Genomic DNA, 1,427 nt, shown 5'->3' with positions numbered 1-1,427 from the left:
GCCCAAGGCGAGCGCGCGGGCCAGCGTCTCGCGCACCGCGGCGGCCAGCCGCTCGGCACGCGGGCGGCTCAGCCGGTCGCTGCGCAGCCGCGGGTTGATGCCGGCGGCGAACAGCGCCTCGCACGCATAGATGTTGCCGGCACCGACGACGATGTCGCCGCCGAGCAGCGCCTGCTTGATCGCGACGCGCCGCCGCTGCAGCGCCGCATGCAGGTAGGTGCCGGTGAAGGCCGGATCGAAGGGCTCGAGCCCGAGGCCGGCGATCAGCTTGCCGGCCGCCCCGCCGTCGAGCGCCTCGGACCACACCACCGCCCCGAAGCGCCGTGGATCGGTCAGGCGCAGCGTGCCGCGCGTGGTGGCGAGGTCGAAGTGATCGTGGGCGCCGGCCGGCCCGGGCGCGTCGCTGAAGGCGAGCGAGCCCGACATGCCCAGGTGCATCAGCAGGCCACCCGACAGCGCGCCCGAGCCGGCCGCGCCGACATCGGCCGACAACGGCAGCCACAAATATTTACCTCGGCGGGTCGCGTCGCCGACGCGCTGTCCGACAAGGGCCGCCGGCTCGTGGCCGAGCGGCCAGCGCAGCGGCTTGCCCAGGCGCACGGCGGTCACGCGGGCACCGGCGATGCGCTCGGCAAAGCTCTGTCGGGTGACCTCGACTTCCGGAAGTTCTGGCATGGAGGGAATTATCACGACGCACCCGGGTCGGACCGGCTTCGGGGGCTTGTGCCCCTTCTCCGTGGACATTCGCGAGACCCTAGAATCGTCCACGGTTTCAGGAGCATTGCATGCCGGCCCTTTCCCTCGTTCCCCACGCAGCGCGCACGGCGCTCGCGGTGGCCTGTGCGCTGGCACTGATGACCGGCGCCCAGGCCCACCGGCTGGCCCAGGCTGAAAACGCGTTGCCCGCGCCGGCCTCCGACGCCGCCAGCGGCGTGCCGCCCGAGCCCTTCGAGAACTCGTCGATCGACGCGCCGCTCTTCTATCAGTTGCTGGTCGGCGAGATGGAGCTGCGCGCCGGYGAGGTCGGCACCGCCTACCAGGTGCTGCTCGACGCGGCCCGCAAGACGCGAGACGCCGAGCTGTTTCGCCGCGCCACCGAGGTCGCGCTGCAGGCGCGTGCCGGCGACCAGGCGCTGGCGGCCGCACAGGCCTGGCGCAGCGCGATCCCCGATTCGGTCGAGGCGATGGGCTACCAGGTGCGGCTGCTGATCGCGCTGAACCGGCAGGCCGAGACGGAGGAGCCGATCCGCGCGATGCTCGCCGCGACGCCGGTCGCCGAGCGTGGCGCGTTGATCGCCTCGCTGCCGCGGCTGTTTGCCCGCGCCCCCGACAAGACACAGACCGCCAACCAGCTGCAGACCTGGCTCGAACCGTCGCTCGCGGCGCCCGAGACGCGCGCCGCGGCACGCGTCGCGATCGGCCGCGCC

General features: G+C 73.4%; 1 protein-coding gene and 1 pseudogene. One reads left to right on the top strand and one right to left on the bottom strand.

Going from position 1 to position 1,427, the window contains the following annotated elements; translation table 11 throughout:
* A partial coding sequence (locus tag AC1D1T_RS32485; RefSeq protein WP_477993469.1) for a DNA-formamidopyrimidine glycosylase family protein occupies positions 1-675 on the bottom strand: 675 nt, incomplete at its 3' end.
* 110 nt (positions 676-785) lie between these two features.
* Here AC1D1T_RS32485 and AC1D1T_RS32480 point away from each other — a divergent pair.
* Positions 786-1,427 (top strand): annotated as a pseudogene (locus AC1D1T_RS32480) (tetratricopeptide repeat protein); the annotation flags it as partial.

It is taken from the genome of Rhizobacter sp. P2_H3, from assembly GCF_056403355.1.
The sequence above is the reverse complement of the archived record's forward strand: the minus strand, read 5'-3'. Positions and strand labels throughout refer to the sequence as shown.